The following is a 20,157-nucleotide window of genomic DNA, read 5'->3' on the forward strand; positions in this document are numbered from 1 at the left end:
ATCAATCACTTCTTTTATATATCCTACGTCCTAACTGAGGTGACGACTGCTATATTACAAGGGTTTAGGCGTGTGTATCTGTCGCATTCTTTTCTCAAATTGGTATAATTTTAAATCGGAATTTGAATCACAAATTCTGTACCCTCTCCCTGTACAGAATTAACTTCCAGAGTGCCACCATGTTTTTCTACAATAATTTGCCGTGCGATCGCTAATCCTAATCCTGTACCTTTACCTACAGATTTAGTTGTAAATAAATGGTCAAAAATCTTTTGTTTGACTTCATCAGACATTCCCATACCATTATCTTGAATGTAAATTAAAACATGATGTTTGTCTTCACTCAAACAAGTTTTAATCTCAATTTTATTATTAATATCCTGAAAATTACGTCCAATATTAGACTCCTCTAAAGCATCAATTGCATTTGCCAATAAATTCATAAAAACTTGATTCAGTTGTCCAGGAAAACATTTAACTAAAGATATATCTCCGTATTTTTTCACTACTTTAATCTCTGGATGTAGTTCCGATGCTTTTAAGCGATGCTTCAGAATCAAAATTGCACTATCGATACCATCGTGAATATTAAAAGCAACTTTATTTTCTGTATCTGCCCTGGAAAAGGTTCGCAAACTGTTGCTAATACTCCGAATTCGGTCAATACCTAATTTCATTGAAGAAATCATTTTTGGCAAATCTTCTCGGATATATTCTAGGTCAATTGCTGCAATTTCTTCTTCAATTTCTACACCAGGATTCGGAAATTTTTGCTGATAAAGCTCGATGAGGTGAAACAAATCTTCAACCAAATCAACAGCAGGTTGAATATTACCTGCAATAAAGCCTACAGGGTTATTAATTTCGTGGGCTACACCTGCAACTAAATTACCTAATGCTGACATTTTCTCACTTTGCACCAGTTGTAGTTGCATTTGTTTTAAATCTGTAAGTGAGTGTTCTAATTGTTGGGCATTCTCTTGCGATCGCTGATAAAGAGAAGCATTTTCTAAGGAGATAGCCGCTTGTGAACACAATAGGTTGATTACTTGAAGTCTATCATGGGTAAATACTCCGGCAATCAGATTATTTTCTAAGTAAAGGATGCCAATTAATTTCCCTTGATGGAGAATTGGGGCACACAGCAAGCTTTTGGGTTGTTCTCGAATAATGTATGAGTCAGAAGCTAAAGAATTATCCCCAGTTGCATCATCGATTACCAATGTTTCTAAAGTGCGTTTGACATAGTTAATTGGAGTTAGAGGGATATCTTGGCTGAACTCAATGGGAATAGATTGCAGAATAGTTGGCACTTTTTGGAATGTTGGGTAGGCGTAGCCCGTCGTAGATATCGCCTCTATCACCCAAACATTATCCTTGAGTAAAATTAGAGCACATTTTTTTGCTCCGGTATTCTCCATCACCACTTGCATTAATGTAGAGAGCAACTTCTCTAAATGAATTTCGCTAGATAGTGCTTGAGAGGCTTTGAGAACACTTGCTAAATCTAAAGCTTCGGAAATGCTGGTGCTACTGGATGAAATTGTCATACCAGCAGTAAAAGTTGGCAGGGACATATTATTGAAACTGGATGCTGTTTCCGTGGGATTGACGCGAATTTTTTCCGATTGGAGAATCGGGGTGAGTAATTGAGGATAACGTTTTTCTAAGTCATAAACTTTGGCTTTAGCGCCCCAACGAACATAGCAGTAGTAAGCGTTTGTCAAATAGGTTTGGGCAATTTGCTCTTTACCCCATTTTAGGTAAAATTTGGCGGCGAGTTCGTGAGCAAGAGCTTCTTCCTGGATATATTCATTTTCTTTGGCTCCTTGAATAGCGCGATCGTACATTTCCATTGCTTGAATATATTCACCGAGAATGCGATCGCGTTCAGCCTCTACTAAGTGAAACTTATGTAAATGATTCATCGGCGCATGATGTGCCCAGTTCTGCATTTTTTCCTGATTAGCTGTAACCCGTTTGAGGATGAATGCTTGCCCGTCTTCAGAAGCATCAGAATATACGGCTAATTGGCTCAGAGAATCATAGAAATGAAATAGAGGAACATTAAGACTTCCAACAAGACTTTCTAAATAATTTTCTGCTAATTCAGCATTTTCAATAGCATGAGTATACTCAGCAAAGAAATAACAGAGAACCAATTTATGAAAATACAATGAACAAATCATGGCTTGATCATTCCCTTGCTGATGAAGCGGCAACATGGTTTCTTCATTGTAAGCATCACCGATTAAACGGCAAGGATTTTGATTTTTTGAGAGTAAGTTAAGCACTACCTGCCGATAAAGTTCATTTTTATGTAGTGATGGTTCTTGACGAAGTTGTGCGAGTCCTTGACTATAATTTGCTATTTCCTCTGCTAGATAAGATAATTCTTTACCAGCAAAATATGAACTCAAGCAATAATTACTTGCACAGTAACCTGCAAATTCTAAATCTCCTGTTTCTACCCCGCTATAATAGGCTGATTGTATAGGATGCAAAAGTTCTCTAATATGCTGCTTCCAATGATTCAAACAGCCATAAACAATCATATATGTCTTAGCTATAAATTCTTTAGCATTTAATTTATCTAATAATTTTAGAGTTAGTTGACCGAATTGATAACCTGAATCAATATCTCCGACAATGCCACAAAGAATCATCCCATAACATGAATATCCATAGAGAGAATTAGCAGTATTTCCATAATTGAGGGATAAATTAACCTGTTTGAACAATATTAAAGGATAGAGTTCTGGGCTGGCTAAATAAGCCGCAGCAGCTATATTTATCAAGATATTCATAGCTGCTAACTTATCTGGCTCAGTCATTAATTTTAACTCTAGTAAGTCCTCAATAGCTTTTCCTTCTAAAGCTAATTGTGTCTCCTGTAATCCACGGTTAATATCTTCTAGTGTTGCCTGTTCAGGTAGTTCTATACCTAATAATTTGAGAACTTGGAGTCCCGTTTTTATCGCTTCCGGCATCCTGTTTTGTGCTACCTGAGATAAGATTTTGACTTCATAGGCTTTGACTTGATCAATTACTGTTTTACCATTTTCTAATATTACTTTCACCCTTTGCTCCATCTGTTCAAAATCACCATTAAGATTGGCTATCTCGGCAGATGTTGAGTACAGTGTCAAAGCCAACTCATACTGATATTGCCAACAATCTTCTGTGAGTAACTTAATTCCAAAATTTGTGTACTCTACAGCCGCTTCATAAGCAGTTGAAATTCTTGCTTTATGACTTGCAGTTAGATTTAATTTTGCCAGTTCTTCTCGTTCCTCTGGCTGAGTAATTAGTTCAACTCCCAAATTTAACTGATTGACTAATTTAAAGAGATATTCTTCGCGCTGTTCCAGGGAAATATTCCTCAAAATTAATCGCCCAATTTTGAGGTGTACTGCCTGTTTTAGTCTTTCAGGAATTAGAGAATAAGCAGCTTGTTGAACGCGATCGTGCAAAAACTTGTAGGAACACAAACCAGAATCCACCATCCAGAAATCAGAAGCAATTACAGATTCTCCTGACTCCTGTTGATAAAACTTATAAACTTCAGTTGTGGGTACGATCAAACCTTCTTGCAAAGCTTTCCATAGGTCTGCTGCTGTCTCTGATAGAGATTTTTCATGGACAATTGCAAGAATTGCTAAGTCAAACTGATTATCAATACAAGCTGCAAGCTGCAAAACTTTTTGAGTTGCTTCTGGTAACTTCTGCAACTGAAGCACCATAAACTCTACCAAATCATCAGTAAATGCTAATGCTCTAACCTGAGCAATATCACATTGCCAATGACCCATATCAAAATTATAGTTAATTAACTCTTCTTCGTGCAGTAACTTGAGGAATTGATTAGCGAACAAGGGGTTGCCTTGAGTTTTTTGATATACTAAATCTGTGAGAGATTTGGCATTTTTTAAGTTACATTTAAGAGCATCAGTAATCAGATAATTTAAATCTGTATGAGTGAAAGGAGCTAAAGTAATGGTATTAAAACATGCTTTGTTTTTATGAATTTCTCCTAATGTCAACATTAACGGATGCGCCGGATAAACTTCATTATCCCGGTAAGCACCAATCACTAACATATAGTGAATTTCCGTTTCATTCATCAGGAATTGCATCAACTTCAAAGATGCTGAATCTGCCCATTGCAAATCATCCAGGAATATCACTAAGGGATGTTCTTTGGTTGTGAAAACTTGGATAAATTTATGAAATAATAAATTGAAGCGATTTTGTCCAGCAGTCCCTGAAAGTTCAGGTACTGGTGGTTGTTGTCCAATAATCTTTTCTAGTTCGGGAATAACTTCGATAATTACTTGAGCATTCTCACCCAAAACTGTTAGAATCGTGGCTTTCCATTGTTCAAGTTGGGCATCGGTTTCACTAAGTAATTGCCCCATTAAATCCCGAAATGCTTGTACAAAAGCTCTCAAGGGAATGTTGCGTTGGAATTGGTCATATTTCCCTTTGATAAAATAACCCCGTTGTCGCACAATGGGTTTATGGACTTCATTAATAACGGCAGTTTTACCAATACCAGAGAAACCTGCTACTAAAATCATTTCAGTGTTTCCCTGTGCTACTCTGTCAAAGACTGCGAGTAAGCTTTCTACTTCTGCTTGCCGACCATAGAGCTTTTCTGGGATGATGAAGCGATCGCAAATATCTCGCACTCCTAACTCAAAGACATCAATCCTGCCAGTTTCTCGCCACTGACGCCAGCAAATTTCTAAGTCATACTTCAACCCCAATGCACTCTGATACCTATCTTCGGCGTTTTTTGCCATCAGTTTGCCGATAATTTCAGACAGAATTGGAGGAATGTTGGGATTGAGACTATGTAGCTGCAAAGGAAGCTTTGCCAAATGACAATACACTAACTCCATCGGTTCATTAGATTTGAAAGGTAACTCTCCGGTGAGAAGTTCAAAAAAAGTGACACCCAAGGAATAAAAGTCGCTACGGTAGTCAATTCCCCGGTTCATTCGTCCGGTTTGTTCGGGAGAAAGGTATGCTAACGTCCCTTCCAGAATATTTGGATTAGTCAGAGTTTGCGTTTCTCTGGAAAGTAAAGAGGCGATACTAAAATCAATCAGTCTTATATCTTTGGTGGTGGGGTTAATTAAAATATTGGCGGGTTTGATGTCTTTGTGAATCACCCGATTGTGATAAAGTCCATCAAGAATTGAGACAATTTGCAAAGCAATGTGAAAAAATGTCTGCAACCCATCAGCAGTTCTGCTCATCCCCCGATCTCCCCACCTGGCCATCTCTTCTTGGAGAGAAATGCCACCCAAGTCTTCCATAACTAAGGCATAGCTATTTTGATAGTTCTCCAAGCTATAGGTTTTGATAATTCCATCAATATCTAGATTTTTCGCAATAGTGTACTGATTGCGGAACCGCACGAGTTCATAAAATGTGGGATACTCACGCCGTAACAGTTTAATTACTACCGGCTTTTTATCTGATTCTCTAATACCGCGATGCACCAGGGTTTTAGATCCCGAATAAATTAGCTCATGTATTTGATAACCGGTCAGTGCCACCATAGTTCTCTTTTCCCTACAAGTTAATTTTTTCCTGTTTATATTGATTGTTCCTATTAATACAAATATGCTTAAGGTTTGGGAAGACTATTTTGTAACAAGATATGAATGGGGGGCATCCCAGTTTTTTGCAAAGAGAGCGAAAATCAGTCAGGATAAATAAGACGAGTGTATTTACTGTCCTCAGTGCTGTTAGCGGAAGCGGGGCGTTTAGCCCGTGCTGTTAGTGATAGCGGGGCGTTTAGCCCGTGCTGAGTGCTGAGGGAAAGAAAAATTACTCAGCACTTAGGCATTATGGTCAATGCCCCGCCCGGCAGCTGTTCATGGGGAAAACCCCCTTTCTGTACACTGCCTCCCCTTGTAGGCGGAATCTTACTGATCGGGAGAAGGTTAATACCCCACCTCTTGTGGGGTGGTCTTTTTAACTATAAGTCGAGGCACTTTTAACTCAGCACTCTTCATCTAGCAATGACCCCAGAACAAAAGCAAGCTCTTCAAGAACATATTCAAGCGATGCCTTTTGACACTCTCAGGGCTAAAGCCACGGAGATTCTAAGAAATTGTTCCGAACGACGCTAAAGCCATCGTTCTCCACTTCTCCAATTTAAGAAGATTAATCCTTCTAGGCTGGGTCAATGCAGCTCTAGACACTCCGGTAAAATTGATCAATTAGTTCAATTGTCTCATCTGGCAAGGTGATGTTAATCCGGCGATGCGTAATTTTTCGCTCAGTTTTGCCTATCAAATTTAATATACACATCTAAAGCAATACAGTTCAGAATGAGCAACAAAACCCTTATGTAGAGACACAATTTATCGCGTCTTAAAAACCAATTATCTACACCAATAACCCTTAACCCAAGCGTATTGACATCTAACAGTATATTTGTGTTAAGAGAGCGATAATGCTATAGTAATATCGGGAATCCAGCAAGATTTCCCTAAATTTATAGCATTTGAATGTAGAATAGATACTCAAATGTCTGAATAAATAGTTGGAGAGGTGTCCGAGCGGTTCATGGTGACGCACTCGAAATGCGTTTTGGGGAAACTCAACGGGGGTTCGAATCCCCCCCTCTCCGTTCAAAAGATTACTGCAAATTTACTACAAGTTGGCTGAAATTTGCCTACCTTTAACACAAATCTTGAGCAACTTGTTTGTTTATTTGCAAGTGAGATAGGATTATCGCTTAATATTTACGTAGTCAAATATTTGCCAAAAAACACTAAAATATAGCAGTCGAAGCATAGGTTAGGACTATGTTGGTTGCTGAAACCTTTGATAATACTGAGTTTCTACTCAGCACGGGCTAAACGCCCCGCTTCCGCTAACAGCACTTTGCTATATACACCGCCAACACAGATTTTTGGGATAAACTAATGCCATCGTGTGAGGAGTGAACGATGGTAGATCGCAGCTTGGGGCGAGTATTCTCATTTAGTCTGATCAGCATTTGTTTATATCTGGGTATTAGTATAGGAGTCATTATCCGGCTTGGGCAATCACAGCGATTAAACGCTGCTACTACACCTACTGAGCCTGTGCGATTTCCATTAGCTATTCCTGAACTTACGCCATCAACAACAGAACAACAAACCTTTCCAGATACTATTACCATCAAAGCCGTTGGAGATATTATTCCCGGCACTAATTTCCCTAACTATAGATTACCCCGCTTTCGAGAGCAATTATTACCAAAGTCAGTGAGAACTCACTTGCAAGGATCTGATATCTTGTTTGGTAATTTTGAAAGTAGTCTAACTAATTATCCCTATACTGCCAAAGATATTAGTCGAGGACAAGTCTTTGCCTTTCGATCTCCACCTGCATACGCCCAGCTTTTTGCTGAAGCGGGTTTTAATGTGTTCAATATGGCAAATAACCATGCAATGGACTTTGGCCCGGTAGGGTTCAAAGATACAATGAAAAATCTTCAGGCTGTGGGCATTGCAACATTAGGTCATAAAAATCAAATTCTTTATTTGGAAGCTAACAATATCCCCGTGGCAATGGTCGGGTTTTCTCCTTATGAAATGTATAATTCTATCCATAATTTAGGAGCAGCTAAAGCACTCGTAGCAAAAGCCAAAAATAAAGCCAACATTGTAGTAGTATCAATGCACGCTGGAGCGGAAGGAACGGGGGCACTACACGTTAAAAATCAAACAGAGTTTTTTTATGGAGAAAACCGAGGTAATGCGATCGCCTTTGCTCGAAACATGATTGATGCAGGAGCAGACTTAGTACTAGGACATGGGCCTCACGTTCCCAGAGCGATAGAAATTTATAAGGGAAAAATCATTGCCTATTCTTTAGGAAACTTTTTGGGATATCGGACTTTATCTACAAATGCCCAAACAGGTGACTCAATGATTTTAGAAGTCAAACTCAACTCAGCAGGAGATTTGGTATCAAGTAAAATTATTCCCGTTCGGATGGATCGGCAAGGAATCCCTCATATCGATCAGAGTTTTCAAACTGTGAGACTTATGCGTTATTTGAATAATCAAGCTTTTCCCAAGAATCCGGTGAAGATTAATCACAAAGGAGAAGTTGTTGTACAGAATAGGCTTGATCCTTCCTAAAATAATTACTAATTCGTAATTCGTAATTCGTAATTAGTTAATAGGAGTTAGCGCTGTGCTGGACTCACGGCACTGCTTCACCAAAATCTCAAATTGACCGAAGCAAATCAAAGGTACAAGCCCCTAAATTTATGATGTTGTTGGTCAATTCGTGATGGGTTTAGCCCCTCACCCTTAAAACACTGATTTTGCGTTGTTCGCCTTCCCGGAAATAAATTTCGGGCGATTTAGCTCAAGTCCATTTCAATGGACTCAAATCAAGGAAATCAAGACAGATTACAACCGAGGGGTTTAACCCCCTATTAATTCGCCAACAACATCATTTATTTATGGGGTTCAAAATTTTTGACTTTTGACTTTTGACTTTTGACTTCCCCGTTCGCGTAGCGTCTCGCAGAGAAGGGGCTGACTAGTTATTGTCATCTTGTGGCTTTTCCTCGAACTTCTGAATATTCTGGGGTTGGCTATTAGTCGGTGAATTTTGCTTTTCCAGCGTTGGTACTACCACAGCAGAAGGATCTGATTGTTTGGATTGTGTTGGTGGTGCTGGTGGTATAAGTACAGGTTTTGATGGACTTACGGGTTGAGGGGAGGCAGGATTTTGACTAGAAGCGGGTAAGTTATTTTGTGGGAATGGCAATGGTGCGGGGGAAGCATTTCGCTGATCTCGGAATACCCGTAGTTTTTCCACTACCGAGGGTGTGGGTGAAACGCTAGGTGAAGGTGTGGATTTTTCGGAATTACCGCGTTGTGATTCTCTTGTAGGGTTGCTGGGAGATTCTTCTTGGGAAGAACGACGATTGCGGCGACGCTGCTTGGAAATAGAGCCAGGTGCTGTTTTGGTTCTTGAGGTAGTGTTAGTCTCTTCATCTCTGGGTGAAGATGTACTATCAAAATTAGGTGCTTTCGCGGCTGGTTCTTGAGTTGGCTGTTGAAAAAGCGGCTTTACGGTCGGCTGCTGCTGAGATTTGGGTAATATACTCGCGATCCCAAAACCTGCTGTAGCAGCAATTAGGGCTACACCCATACCAATAAATACTTTAGATGACCCCAGCTTTTTAGCCAGTACAGTTTCCTTGGCCATGCGTGGGTTGGGCTGCGCCAACACAGATGGCCTATGAATAGAATTTTGGGCAGTTTTTCCAATTAAAGTTGCTGCTTGCTGGGCTGATAAATTGACAGTTGGCACTGCGTAAGTGGATAAGACTTGCGATGTCCCATTCACTTCATTTGCAGGTAGCAATTGCAGCCACTCAGCAACTGTCGCTGGCCGAAAACGAGACTCTACCGCCATCCCGCGCATTACCGCCTGGTTGACAGCAGCACTCAAGTGTGGTTGCAGTTCGCGGGGGGAAGGCATTTGTTCGCGATCGCGCAATAATGCTGGCATAGGAACTTGGGCTGTCAACAGTGCATACAAGGTTGCTGCTAAACCATAAACATCCGTGGCAGGTGTGCGCGCCGCCTGCGTCATATACTGCTCAATGGGAGAATAACCCTCAGAAACCAAACCTGTGTGAGTCTGTCTGACACTGCCATTAAATTCCCTGGCAATGCCAAAATCAATCAGTACTACTTCCTGTGTTCCTTGACGAAGAATAATATTATCTGGTTTAACATCGCGGTGTAACAAGCCGTTGTTGTGTACTACCTGCAACGCTGCCCCAATTTGCCGGATGTAATGAATTGCTGCGGCTTCAGGCAAAGTTATCCCTGGTAATACAAATGCGTCTCCCAAGGTTTCGCCAGGAATGTATTCCATCACCATGTAAGGCAGTCCAGCTTCTATAAAAAAGTCACTAACCCGGACTATATTTGGGTGAATACACGTAGCTAATCGTCTGGCTTCATCTTGGAATTGGCGCTCGAATTTGGCAAAATCAGGATGTTGTCGCAGCCGTTCATTGATGGTTTTCATCACCACCTCCTGACCCAAGTAGTGATGAGTAGCTTTAAAGGTAATGCCAAAGCCACCCCGCCCTATTTCTTGAATTAGGGTATATTTTCCATCCTGCAAAATTGTGCCTGCTAACATAAAGAGTCCTGAGTCCTGAGCGAGCAGATAAGTAGCGAGTCCTGAGTCTTGAGGGATTTCTCAAAAATTTTCCCATATTTTATCGGGCAGGGTTCTTGCCTGTCTATTTTACGGGATGATTTAGTTGTTGGAATTCCTGAAATGAGAAAGACCTCCCCACGATCGCAACAGTTTTATCTTTCTCAGATGATAACGCGGGAGTGCAGCAAGCCTAAAGCGGAAGATGGGCTAAAGCTATTTTTTGGATTTGATAAAAGTCATTTTCAGAAAAGCTATTAAAAGCCAAATTCATCAATTGAATATCTGACACGATCTCAACAAAACTTGAGAAACCGCGTTTGTGGGCGAAAAATCTAGGTTTTTAGGATTAACCAGCATAAAAACTTAGATTTTTGATACATCTGCTAGATATGAGTTGGGTAATTCAGTAAAATTACATACTTTTATTGCTTTACAAAATTGGCAACTTGTTAGATGATGGCAAAGAAAGGGAAAATAATTAGTAAAAATCTAGTTTTTTACTCTCCGTAGTTGTGTGAAAACCCTGTAATTACAAGGCTGAAGTTGGTTTGAGTTTCCCTCATTACCTTAGCTTGAAGTAACAAAATGGCAACGCTACATACCTCACACATCTCAGAAAATTCCGCAGTTTCCATCTCCTATACTCATAGTTTAGTCTTCATCGATATGGCGGTTGAAGACTATAGCGATTTAGTCAATGGCGTGCTTCCCAATAGTCAAGTGTTCGTGCTTGACTCGATACAGAACGGTGTTGAGCAAATTACGAAAATTCTGACGAGTTGGGCAGACGCGCAGCGACTTGTCGTTAGACATGGCTCGAATTTGGCTAACATTCATATTGTGTGCCACGGTGTCCCAGGTTGCTTACAATTGGGCAATACCCATTTAGGAGTTGATACCCTCGACGAATACAGCCAGCAACTCCAACAATGGCAGAAGATATTTTCCACCTCTGGCAAAGCCGATAACCCTAGCAACTTACTTATCTATGGTTGCAATGTAGCTTTGGGTGATGCAGGGGCAGAATTTGTAGAAAAACTGCACCAACTCACAGGGGCAAATGTTGCTGCTTCGCGTCAGCGGATTGGCAATGCAGCATTAGGCGGTAACTGGGAGTTAGAAGTTCGCACTGCTGATATGGAAGTAAATCTGGCGTTTGCAGAAACGACGCGAGAAGCTTACGCAGGAGTGCTAGCAACGTTTACGGTGAATAATACTGGAGACGCAGATGATGGCAATGCGAATAACGGTATTACTACTCTGAGAGAGGCAATTAACTTAGCGAATGCTTCTACTGGGGATGATGCGATCGCTTTTGGAGGTGTGTTCACCGATGACACCCCAGATGTAATCAGCCTCACCTCTGGGCAACTGACCATTACCGATAATATTACCATCTTGGGAACTGGAGCATCTAAGCTTACTGTGAGTGGAAATAATGCTTCTAGAGTGTTCGAGATATCGGGACTAGGAACAGATGTTAGCATTGATGGTTTGACCGTTGCTAATGGTAATAGTACCGTTGGTGGCGGTATTTTAGTTAATAGCTTTGGCATCCTCAACCTCACTAACAGTATTGTCTCTGGAAATGTTGGAGGTGGCATCAATAGCTCTGGCATCGTCACCGTAACAAATAGCAGTGTTTCTAGCAATACTGGAAGCGGCATTAATGTTAGCAATGCCATAACTGGTTTTCTCGGCTTAACTGACATTATCGATGCCAGTTATGGCATTCTCAACTTAACTAACAGCAGTGTCTCTGGAAATACGGGAGACGGCATCTCTAATGAAGGCGGTAGAGTCAGTCTAACGAATAGCAGTGTTTCTAGTAATACTAGATTCGGTATCTATAATAATGCCGCTGTAATCGGCTATGGAACGTATGACTCTGGTATCCTCGACCTGACCAATAGCAGTGTTTCTGGTAATACGGAAGGGGGTATATCTAACTTAGGCAGCTTTCTTAGGCTTACCAATAGTAGTGTCTCTGGAAATACAGGAAGCGGCATCTCTAACTTAGGCATCGATGATGATCCATATGGTGGGGCCTCAAGTTCAGCTATCTTGAATAACAGTACTGTATCTGGTAATACAGCGACTTCCGACGGTGGCGGTATTTATAACGAAAATACCCTCACCCTACTCAACACCACAGTTACCAATAACACAGTTGACTCCAATGGCACTGGTACTGGCGACGGTGGCGGCGTTTTCAACAATGCTGGGACTATCACTGTTGCGAACACCATCATTGCAGGCAACTTCGACAAATCCAGCTCCGGCAATATCAACCCCGATGTGGCTGGTATTTTTACTGACTCTGGCAATAACCTGATTGGCAATAATACTGGTAGCACTAGTTTTACCACCAGCACCCTAGTTGGTACTAGCGCCACCCCGATTAACCCAAAACTTGGTTCCCTGCAAAATAATGGCGGTGCAACCTTTACTCATGCTTTACTTGCAGGTAGTCCCGCCATTAACGCAGGTAATAGTACCTTAGTTTCTGGTAGTCTGATTACTGACCAAAGAGGCGCTGGATTTGGCCGGATATCCGGGGGTGTAGTTGATATTGGTGCTTATGAAGTCCAGTCTGGCATCACGCCACCTGTTAATACTGACACAATAGTGACTAATACCAACGATTCTGGAGCAGGTTCGTTGCGACAGGCTATTCTCAATGCCAATAGTACTGTTGGGGCAGATACGATTACCTTTGCGGGTGTGTTCACTGATACCATTCCAGATATCATTACTCTCACCTCTGGGAAATTGACGATCGCTGATGATGTTACCATCTTAGGGACTGGGGCATCTAGCCTGACTGTGAGCGGCAATAATTCATCAGGCGTATTTGAGATATCAGGAACAGGGACAGATGCTAGCATTGATGGCTTGAAAATTACTAACGCTAGTAATGCCGCTGGTAGTATTTTGGTCAATCGTAATGCCACCCTCAGTTTGACCAACAGCACTATCTCTAATAATGCTGGGTTGGTAGGCGGTATCTTTAACAGAGGCAGCCTTAACCTGACTAACACCACTGTCGCTGATAATAGGGGATTGTCGTTTGGTGGTGGTATCTTTAACACAGGCAACCTTAGCCTAACAAGAAGCACTGTCTCTGGCAATGGAGCAAATAATTACGGTGGCGGTATATTTAACACAGGCAGCCTCAGTCTAACTAGCAGCACAGTCTCTAGCAATTACCTGCACACCGTAGCTAATTATACTCGCGGAGGTCCTGGCAGTTATTTAATAGATAGCTACGGTGGTGGCATATTTAACACAGGCAACGTCGCCATAACTAACAGCACAGTCTCTAACAGTCGCGCAACCTACGGCGGCGGCATCTATAACCAAGGGATCTTCAACTTTAACAACAGTACTGTCTCTAGCAATAGCTCCTACAAAGATGGCAACGGCATCTTTAATAAAGGCACTCTTACCCTCACCAACAGTACTATTACCAATAATTACATCCAATCATATAGTAGTTTTGGTGGTGATGGTTTTTATGATGTTTTTGGTGGGGAAGGTAGAAGCGTTTTCAATGACTCTGATGGCACTGTGATTGTTGGGAACACTATCATTGCAGGCAACTTCGGCTTACAGGGCGACGTTTTCGGTACTTTCAGCGACCTCGGCAATAACCTGATTGGCGATCGCACTGGTGGTACTGGCTTTACTATCAGCACACTCCTCGGCACTAGCGCCAACCCCATTGATCCCAAACTCAGTCCGCTGCAAAATAACGGTGGTGCAACCTTTACTAATGCCTTAATTGGAGATAGTCCTGCCATTAATGCAGGTAGTAATGCCCTGATTCTGGCAGGTATTACCACCGATCAACGTGGCGCTGGATTTGACAGAATATCTGAGGGTACAGTTGATATTGGTGCCTTAGAGTTCAACGGGCTAAATGGAACCAATGGCGCTGATAATCTAGTGGGCAACAACTACAATACCATCATTAACGCTAAAGCCGGGAACGATACCATCACAGGTAATCAAGGCAACGACATCCTAACTGGTGGCGGTGGCAAAGATAAATTTGTTTACAATTTAGGCGATGGTGTTGATATTATCACCGATTTTGGTGGGCTAGGTAAAGGCTCAAATCCCTCGGCAGCGATCGTTGGCGAATTGGATACCCTGAAATTCCAAGGTGCTGGATTGACAGCCCGAAATCTTCTACTTACCCAGAATGGTAGCAATCTGGAAATCACTTTTGAAGGGGTGGCTGATGATAAAGTTATCTTGCAAAACTTTCCGCTAGAAAAGCTAGACAACTTATCAACGCTGGGCAATATCCTGTTTGATGGGCAAAGCAGCATTAGTGACAGCTTTGATGTCTTCGATGCCAACTCCACCCACAGCACCATCTTCAACAAAAACACAGTCACCTTTCTCAATGACCTAAATAACAATGTCAATGGTTGTGATAACTCAGCTGATGTCATTAATGGTCTAGGGGGTGATGACAGCATAGATGGCAAGAGTGGGAACGACCTACTACGAGGTGGTACAGGTAACGATACCCTACTTGGTGGTGCTGGTAATGATACCCTGCTTGGTGGTGCTGGTAAGGATACCCTTATTGGTGGTGCTGGTGATGACATCTTCTTTGTTGAAAGAAAAAATACTTTTGAAGATAACGATGTCTTGACTGGCGGTAGCGGTCATGACCAGTTCGTCTACAAAACCTTGAGTTATTATGGTGAAGTTATCATTGACTTTAATCAGAGCCAGGATAAGTTAGTCTTGACTGACCTATTTAAAAGTCTAGGCTACAGTGGCAGCAATCCCATCTTAGATGGCTACCTACAATTTGTGCAATCGGATACTTCTACACTCGTTCAAGTCTTTAGTAATAATTCGCCTTACACCTTAGCAAATTTGAGTAATTTCACGGCTACAAATCTGGTAGTCGGTACTAATGTCATTGTCTAGCACTCAGTTCTAGCCTGTAGTGAAAAAGAGACGTAGCACTGCTACGTCTCTACAAAGGTTCTGGATAACCTGTGATTACTGGCCCAGCTTTTTTTACACCCATGCGGAGTTCTGGTTTACCACCGAGTTTTTTGATGGCATTGGTTACAGGAGTAATTGCCATTGGAATCACTTCCACGGGTACAGCGAAACTAGAACCTAAGCGGTCTACTAACTTGCCACTGTCTACCACGACGATGAACTGTTCTGCTAGGTAGTCTACAACTTTTTCGCGGGTATGTGCTGCACCACCGCCTTTAATCAAATTCTTCTGCGGATCGACTTCATCTGCGCCATCAATGGCAATATCGATGCGGTCAATAGCATCTAAGGTGGCGAGAGGAACACCATACTGCTTCGCCAGCACTTCTGACTGAAACGAGGTAGGTATACCAATGATATATACCCACAACTAAAGTTTCTAAGTAGTTTTACTTACTTGAATTGGTAATTTTGCATTTTGAATTGTTTTGTCATTTTCAGAAAAGCTATTAAAACTCAAATTCATCAATTGAATATCTGGCACAATCTCAACAAAACTTGAGAAACCGCGTTTGTGGGCGAAAAATCTAGGTTTTTAGGATGAACCAGCATAAAAACTGATTTTTGATCCATCTGCTAGATGTGAGTTCCGAAACGCAGTAATATTACATACTTTTATTGCTTTACAAAAGCGGCAACTTGCTAGATGATGACAACGAAAGGAAAAATACATTAGTAAACATCTAGTTTTTTTACTCTCAGTAGTTGTGTGAAAACCCTTTCAAGAGGCAGAAGGCAGCTATGGTGTCTTGCTGGAGGAACCCACTTTTAAAAAGGTGGGATTGAAAACTTGGACGTTTTATACCTCGGTGCAAGCAGTCTCAGTATAATTATCAGTTTAAACTGATGCTCAGACCCTGCAAATGCAAGTTTTAATTGATACTCCTAACCTCCTGCCTCCTAACTCCTGCCTTTCTATGTAATTACAAGGCTGAAGTCGGTTTTAGTTTTCCTCATTACCTTAGCTGGAAGTAACAAAATGGCAACGCTACATACCTCACACATCTTAGAAAATTCCGCAGTTTCCATCTCCTATAGCCATAGTCTAGTCTTCATCGATATGGCGGTTGAAGACTATAGCGATTTAGTCAATGGCGTGCTTCCCAATAGTCAAGTGTTCGTGCTTGACTCGATACAGAACGGTGTTGAGCAAATTACGAAAATTCTGACGAGTTGGGCAGACGCGCAGCGACTTGTCGTTAGACATGGCTCGAATTTGGCTAACATTCATATTGTGTGCCACGGTGTCCCAGGTTGCTTACAATTGGGCAATACCCATTTAGGAGTTGATACCCTCGACGAATACAGCCAGCAACTCCAACAATGGCAGAAGATATTTTCCACCTCTGGCAAAGCCGATAACCCTAGCAACTTACTTATCTATGGTTGCAATGTAGCTTTGGGTGATGCAGGGGCAGAATTTGTAGAAAAACTGCACCAACTCACAGGGGCAAATGTTGCTGCTTCGCGTCAGCGGATTGGCAATGCAGCATTAGGCGGTAACTGGGAGTTAGAAGTTCGCACTGCTAATATGGAAGTAAATCTGGCGTTTGCAGAAACGACGCGAGAAGCTTACCCAGGAGTACTAGCAACGTTTACAGTAAATAATACCGGAGACGCAGATGATGGCGATCGCAATAACGGCATTACAACACTCCGGGAGGCAATTAACTTAGCCAACGCTACTGCTGGGGATGATGCGATCGCTTTTGGCGGAATATTCACAGATACCACCCCAGATACCATCACCCTCACCTCTGGGCAACTGACGATTACCGATGATGTTACCATCTTGGGAACTGGGACATCTAAGCTTACTGTGACTGGAAAGAATGCCTCTACAGTATTCGAGATATCAGGATTAGCGACAAATGTCAATATTAATGGACTGGCGATCGCTAGCGGCAGTATTAAGGTTAATAGAACTTCCATCCTTAACCTAGCAGAAAGCAGTGTGTCTGGTAATACAGCAGGAAGTGCCATTTCTAATAGCGGCATCCTCAATCTTACTAACACCAGCGTCTTTGGCAATACGCAAGGTGGTATTTATAACGGTGGTACTCTCAGCCTAACGGGAAGCAGTGTTTATGGCAATACCGCCGGGGCAAGCAAAATTGTTTTTAGGAGCGAGACTGCCGGAGGCGGCATTTTTAATGACGCTTCCTATGGTAGTACTGGTATTCTCAGCCTAATTAACAGCAGTGTCTCTGGCAATACGGCAAACTCCGGTGGTGGCATCTATAATCAAGGCGGTAATCTCAGGCTGACCAATAGCATTGTCTCTGGCAATACCGCAACCTCCGGCGGTGGCATTTTTAACGGAGATGATGGTGGTTATTCTGGCGGATCAGCTACTCTAACTAACAGCACCATCTCTGGCAATACAGCGTTAGAGGATGGCGGTGGCATATACAATGGCGAAGCCTACGCGGGTAACATCATCCTCACCCTAATCAGCACTACAATTAATAACAACACAGCCGACTCAGATGGTGATGGTACTGGCAATGGCGGGGGTGTTTTTAGTGACTCTGATGAGGGCAAGGTTAGTAACACCATTATTGCAGGTAACTTCGACAAGTCCACCTCCGGTGATATACACCCCGACGTGAGTGGTGAGTTGATTGACTCCGGCAATAACCTGATTGGCAATAATACTGGTAGCACTGGTAGCACTGCCTTTACCACCAGCACCCTCGTCGGCACAAGTGCTAGCCCCATTGACCCCAAACTCGGACTGCTGCAAAATAACGGTGGTGCAACCTTTACCCAGGCGTTACTTGCGAATAGCCCCGCTATTAATGCTGGCAAGAATTCCCTAGTTCCTATTAATGTCATCACTGACCAACGCGGTGCTCAATTTAACCGGATATTCAACGGTGTTGTTGATATTGGTGCTTACGAAGTCCAGTCCTCCATCACCTCGCCAACTGTTAATACTGGCACAGTGGTGACTAATACCAAGGATTCTGGATCGGGGTCGTTACGGCAGGCTATCCTCAATGCCAATGCGACCGTTGGGGCAGATACGATTACCTTTGCAGGCGGCGTGTTCACCGATGCCACCCCAGATATCATCACCCTGACCTCTGGGAAACTCACCATTACCGATGATATTACCATTTTGGGCAGTGGAGCATCTAACCTCATTGTGAGTGGGAATAATTCATCAGGCGTGTTTGAGATATCGGGTTCTGGGACAGATGCCAGCATTGATGGCTTGAAGATTGCTAATGCTAATGATCCCTTAGGTAGTATCTTGCTCAATAGTAATACCAGCCTCAGCCTGACTAACAGTAGTGTCTCTGACAATAGAGGGGAAGTAGGCGGCATATTTAATAGAGGCACTCTCAGCCTGACGGGAAGCACTGTCTCTGGCAATCGGGGATCGTCCTTAGGCGGCGGCATCTTTAACAAAGGCAACCTTAGCCTAACTAACAGCACTGTCTCTAATAATAATGCATACGTTAGTTTCAACACAGCCTATGGCGGCGGCATATTCAACATAGGCAACCTTAGTATAAATAACAGCACTTTCTCTAGTAATCGTGCGGAAGCCAGCGGTTTTGATCGGGTATACCCTGACCCCTACCCATCTTACGGCGACGACATTTATAACTCAGGCACTCTTATCGTTGGCAATACTATCATTGCAGATAACTTCTACACCGACGTTGAAGGCAACTTCACTGACGCTGGTAATAACCTAATTCGCTACAACACTGGTAGCACTGGCTTTACCACCAGCACCCTCGTTGGCACCATAACCAACCCCATTGATCCAAAACTCAGCCCCCTGCAAAATAATGGTGGTGCAACCTTTACTAATGCCTTACTTGCAGATAGTCCCGCCATTAACGCTGGCAATAATGCTCTGATTCCAGCAGGTATCACCACCGACCAACGCGGCGCTGGATTTGACAGAATATCCAAGGGTACAGTTGATATTGGTGCATTAGAGTTTAACGAGCTGAATGGAACCAATGGCGCTGATAATTTAGTAGGCAAGAACTACAGTAATATAATTAACGCTCAAGCTGGAAACGATACCATCACAGGTAATCAAGGCAACGACACCCTAACTGGTGGCGGTGGCAAAGATAAATTTGTTTATAACTTAGGTGACGGTGTTGATCCCATTACCGATTTCGGTGGGCTAGGTAAAGGCTCAAATCCATCAACAGCAATCATTGCCGAAGTCGATACCCTCAAATTTCAAGGTGCTGGATTGACAGCCCGAAATTTGTTACTCACCCAGAATAGTAACAATCTGGAAATCACCTTTGAAGGGGTGGCTGATGATAAAGTTATCCTGCAAAACTTTCTTCTGGAAAACCTAGATAACCTCTCCACCATCGGCAATATCCTGTTTGATGGGCAAAGCACAATTAGTGATAGCTTTGATGTCTTCGATGCCAACTCCACCCAAAGCACCATCTTCAACAAAAACACAGTCACCTTTCTCAATGACCTGAACAACAATATCAATGGCTTTGACAACTCAGCAGATGTGATTAATGGTCGAGGGGGGGATGACCGCATCGACGGTAAGAGTGGTAACGACCTGCTGCGCGGTGGTGATGGTGAGGATAATGATACCCTCATTGGAGGTGATGGTAATGATAGCCTCATTGGAAGTGATGGTAATGATAGCCTCATTGGAAGTGATGGTAATGATAGCCTCATTGGAGGTGATGGTAATGATAGCCTCATTGGAGGTAGACGTGAGAATAGCCTTATTGGAGGTGCTGGTAATGACATCCTCATTAGCGGTAATTATATTAATACCCTGACTGGCGGTAGCGGTAATGACCAGTTCATCTACCAAACCTTTAACGATGGTGATACAATTACTGACTTTAACAGGACTTACGCAACTGGCACAAAGCACGGGCAGGTAGACAAGGGCGACAA

The 20,157-nt window shown here is 42.4% G+C and carries 5 protein-coding genes, 1 tRNA gene and 1 pseudogene; 4 read left to right on the forward strand and 3 right to left on the reverse strand.

Annotated elements, in window-relative coordinates; genetic code table 11:
* Nucleotides 1-110 precede the first annotated feature (110 nt).
* A complete protein-coding gene (locus RMY63_RS38295) occupies nt 111-5,570 on the reverse strand; it encodes an AAA family ATPase (RefSeq protein WP_322733680.1) in 5,460 nt (1,819 codons plus the stop codon).
* A gap of 994 nt (nt 5,571-6,564) precedes the next feature.
* Here RMY63_RS38295 and RMY63_RS38300 point away from each other — a divergent pair.
* Nucleotides 6,565-6,649 (forward strand) — tRNA-Ser (locus tag RMY63_RS38300).
* A 322-nt stretch (nt 6,650-6,971) separates the two neighbouring features.
* A complete protein-coding gene (locus RMY63_RS38305) occupies nt 6,972-8,153 on the forward strand; it encodes a CapA family protein (RefSeq protein ID WP_322733681.1) in 1,182 nt (393 codons plus the stop codon).
* 409 nt (nt 8,154-8,562) lie between these two features.
* Here RMY63_RS38305 and RMY63_RS38310 read toward each other — a convergent pair whose 3' ends face one another.
* A complete protein-coding gene (locus RMY63_RS38310; RefSeq protein ID WP_322733682.1) occupies nt 8,563-10,188 on the reverse strand; it encodes a serine/threonine protein kinase in 1,626 nt (541 codons plus the stop codon).
* Nucleotides 10,189-10,794: 606 nt separating this feature from the next.
* Between RMY63_RS38310 and RMY63_RS38315 the strand changes: the two genes are divergently transcribed.
* Nucleotides 10,795-15,162, forward strand: coding sequence for a DUF4347 domain-containing protein (locus RMY63_RS38315; protein WP_322733683.1), 4,368 nt, complete (start codon nt 10,795-10,797; stop codon nt 15,160-15,162).
* 70 nt (nt 15,163-15,232) lie between these two features.
* Here the strand turns inward: RMY63_RS38315 and rpiA are convergent.
* Nucleotides 15,233-15,601, reverse strand: a pseudogene (rpiA, locus tag RMY63_RS38320) (ribose 5-phosphate isomerase A); the annotation flags it as partial.
* A gap of 621 nt (nt 15,602-16,222) precedes the next feature.
* On the opposite strand from rpiA, the gene RMY63_RS38325 reads away from it, so the two are divergent.
* On the forward strand, nt 16,223-20,157 hold a 3,935-nt coding region (locus RMY63_RS38325; protein ID WP_322733684.1), incomplete at its 3' end, for a DUF4347 domain-containing protein.

The organism is Nostoc sp. ChiQUE01b (genome assembly GCF_034531255.1).
Taxonomy (GTDB): Bacteria; Cyanobacteriota; Cyanobacteriia; order Cyanobacteriales; family Nostocaceae; genus Nostoc.